Raw genomic sequence first — 3486 nt, forward strand, 5'->3', positions numbered from 1 at the left:
GGCGGATGTCTTCGGTGCAGGGGCCGCTGATTGCAAACGCATTGAACAGCACGCTGCCCGCCGGATGATCATGACGAATCAGCTGCCCGAACTGGTTTCGCGACTGATCCCCGCTGCCGGGATGACCGTAGGTCAGGCGCTCGACACAACGCCGAGGCACGCCTGTTCCTTCTTCGAATATCGCAACGGGGCGCAGCAAACTGTCGTGTTCAATCTCGCGCTGCGTCTGACGGCTGTCCCAACGGAACAGCGTTTGTGCGGCGAGTCCCTTCAGCTCGACTTGCGTGCCGGCATCGACGCTGTCCGAGCGAATCACCGTGGCGTCCAAAGCAAATACCTGCTTCAGGTTGGCCGGCGTCAGCGGATTGCCGGCCTGCGACAGCCAAAGTCGCGGGTCCCACTGTTTCACCGCACGCCCCGCAGCGTCATGCAGGGTGCGGTTGATCCGGGACTCGACCGGTCCGTCCTCGATGTCTCGGCAATAGTCGACCGTGCGCACCGGCAAGCCGCGCGGGTCGATCACAGACATCCTCGGCGTATTGATGTGCAAGCTCATGGAGCGCGCTTCCCCGCAATCGGCATTCGGTGTGCCTCTGGCATCACAGCAAGCTCAGCGCTGTTTCGGCTACTGTCGGAAATTACAGTCCCGACCAACGGCACCTACGCGCAACAAGCATTGAGCAAAACAGGAGGCCCCCGTCCAGCCCGCTGCGTTCCCTATCCGCAGTGGGTGGGGCGGGGGCTTTTTTTAATTCACTTTTCTGGCTCCCAGTCTTCGGGCGATAGCCGCTGATCGCGGATTGACCGCCGCCGTTCTGACTTTTTGAACCTTGTGCGTGCTCACCATCCTGGCCAGCGACTTGACAGTCAGGTAGGTCCCAATCCCACGCAATTTGAAAGGTCGGACGGCCCCGGTGGCCTCGGCCGATTCACCCAGGAAGTTGTCCACGCCCGGCTGCGACAGTGGGTGCGCAAGTACGTTGCTCACATGAACCGTGCTTTCTCCCCCCTTTTTTGACACGACACTCAACTCGGCGATGCCGTAAATCACTTTGTCCTGACCCTTCTTTTCGACATCGTCGCGATTGATCAATGCGAAGAAGTGCTTGGTGACCGTTTGTTCTTCCGATACACGCGGTTCGCTTGAGTACTTCAGGGACGAGGATGTGATCTCGGCGATCTCTTTTCCCAATTCAAAGTTTTGCGCCACGCTGATATTCATGCTCTGCGGATCTTCTTGCCGCAACGAGTCGTGGTACATCTCACGGTACTGGCGCCGAAACTTCCTCAGGTGACTCAACAGTTCGCCCTTACTCACGGAAAACTCGGGGCCCTCGCCGACTTCAACCAGTTTGAAATCAGCAGACTTGCTGTATCGCCCCTCTGCCGGGTCAAGCTTGGACACATGTGCTTGAAGGGAAAGCAGCTTGAAGGCCAATCTCACTCGAATGCCCACCTCCGCTTCGTAGGTTCCGGTCTCGGCTTGCAGCCCCAGCGCGTCTCTCATCGTGAGCGGATTGTTGCGAACCATCCGGTACAGATTCAGTCCGTCGACGTCCCCTGCAGGATCAGGATTCAGCCAGTGCTGTAACCAAGGGATGTAGTAGCGATAACGGTAGTAATCAAGCCCGCTGGCATCGCGCTCCTTGCCCGAGTAACGGATGTATTTGTAGCTGAATTCGCCATCCTGCCAGGCACTGGTACCAAAAGGGTGAAACGTTTCCCGGCTGATCATCGCACCGTCATCGGCGGTTTCCAGAGTGATCGAACCCAGGTGGTCGTCGTGTTGGTATCGATACCGATTGTTGCTGCCCGAGGGTGGCGGGCTCTCCCAATGCAAGACCCGGACACCGCCGGCGACGATGACCTGCAGCCGTTCGCCAACTCCGTTGTCGGTGCGCAGTTCCAGCCCGGGCAAATAGCGCACTTCGGCAATCAGGGTGCGGGCACCGGTCTGCAAGGAACGGATCTTGCGCACTCGCTGGCGACTGCCGTCGTAGAGATAGGTCTCGCTGTCATTGTCACCACTGGCACGTTCCACCGGGCTGACCGATTGCAGTTCGTTGCGCAGGTTCCAGCTCAGCATCCGTCCCGGTTCCAGCTGAGTCTGGTTGCCTCTGGTGTCGTAGCCGGCTTCGATTTCGGGATCGCCGGGAATTGCGCCTTCGTAAAGCAGGGTACGGTTGCTGTAGCGCGCGGCTTGCAGTTTGCGTCCGTGGCTCTGTGGCCCGACATGAATCAGATTGAGCAGGTTGCCGCTCCAATCATATTTGTAATCCTGCTGATACTTGCTGACCGCTGCCGGATCGACGCGTCCTATCGATTGCGGGCCCCGACTGGCACGCCCGGCCTCCCACCCGGACGCCATGATCAATTGGTAGAGACTGTCGTAGGCCAGGCACCTGACCGGCTCTATACGCTGATTGGCGAAGTAACGGATCGGCATTGCCTTATCTTCAATGCGCAGGACATTGCCCATCCTGTCGTATTCATAAATCAGGCGCTGCAGCACGAGACCGCGAGCGTCTTCGGTCCGCAGGCACAACAGACGATCGTCTTCGGGGCGATAGGTCCGGGTGGTGTGCACACCGTTGCCGGCGGTTTGCTGCGTGACATTGCCTTGCGCGTCATAGCGGATGTCAGTGACCAGAATCTGCTCACGCTCCCCCTTCAACTGCAGTCGGTGTTCGCGCAAGCGGCCATCGACGTTCAGCTCGAACGTATGCCGATTGTCCCGGGCATCTGTCTGTCCCAGCACATCGCCCAACGCACCATGGCGCCACCGCGATGTTGCACCAACGCCTGGCTCCAGCAGCCGAAGACGATCCGCCTCCCGCTCCGGCCAGTCAGGTGCCAGCGGTTCCAGCGTGAAGCGGCGGATGTCTTCGGTGCAGGGGCCGCTGATTGCAAACGCATTGAACAGCACGCTGCCCGCCGGATGATCATGACGAATCAGCTGCCCGAACTGGTTTCGCGACTGATCCCCGCTGCCGGGATGACCGTAGGTCAGGCGCTCGACACAACGCCGAGGCACGCCTGTTCCTTCTTCGAATATCGCAACGGGGCGCAGCAAACTGTCGTGTTCAATCTCGCGCTGCGTCTGACGGCTGTCCCAACGGAACAGCGTTTGTGCGGCGAGTCCCTTCAGCTCGACTTGCGTGCCGGCATCGACGCTGTCCGAGCGAATCACCGTGGCGTCCAAAGCAAATACCTGCTTCAGGTTGGCCGGCGTCAGCGGATTGCCGGCCTGCGACAGCCAAAGTCGCGGGTCCCACTGTTTCACCGCACGCCCCGCAGCGTCATGCAGGGTGCGGTTGATCCGGGACTCGACCGGTCCGTCCTCGATGTCTCGGCAATAGTCGACCGTGCGCACCGGCAAGCCGCGCGGGTCGATCACAGACATCCTCGGCGTATTGATGTGCAAGCTCATGGAGCGCGCTTCCCCGCAATCGGCATTCGGTGTGCCTCTGGCATCACAGCAAGCTC

Annotated in this window: 1 protein-coding gene and 1 pseudogene; both read right to left on the reverse strand. The window is 60.0% G+C overall.

Features of this window, described 5'->3' with window-relative positions; genetic code table 11:
* A pseudogene (locus ACTJK7_RS28975) lies at nucleotides 1-556 on the reverse strand (hypothetical protein); the annotation flags it as partial.
* 192 nt (nucleotides 557-748) lie between these two features.
* Nucleotides 749-3430, reverse strand: a complete 2682-nt coding sequence (locus ACTJK7_RS28980) for an RHS repeat domain-containing protein (RefSeq protein WP_440819240.1) — start codon at nucleotides 3428-3430, stop codon at nucleotides 749-751.
* Between the last annotated feature and the right edge of the window lie 56 nt (nucleotides 3431-3486).

The sequence above is a fragment of the Pseudomonas sp. 22085 genome, from assembly GCF_052045815.1.
In the GTDB taxonomy this organism is placed as follows: Bacteria; Pseudomonadota; Gammaproteobacteria; order Pseudomonadales; family Pseudomonadaceae; genus Aquipseudomonas; species Aquipseudomonas glycinae.

What these genes read in the sequence shown, in the direction of transcription:
- ACTJK7_RS28980 (WP_440819240.1), bottom strand. Translation starts at nt 3,430, where the DNA reads ATGAGCTTGCACATCAATACGCCGAGGATGTCTGTGATCGACCCGCGC.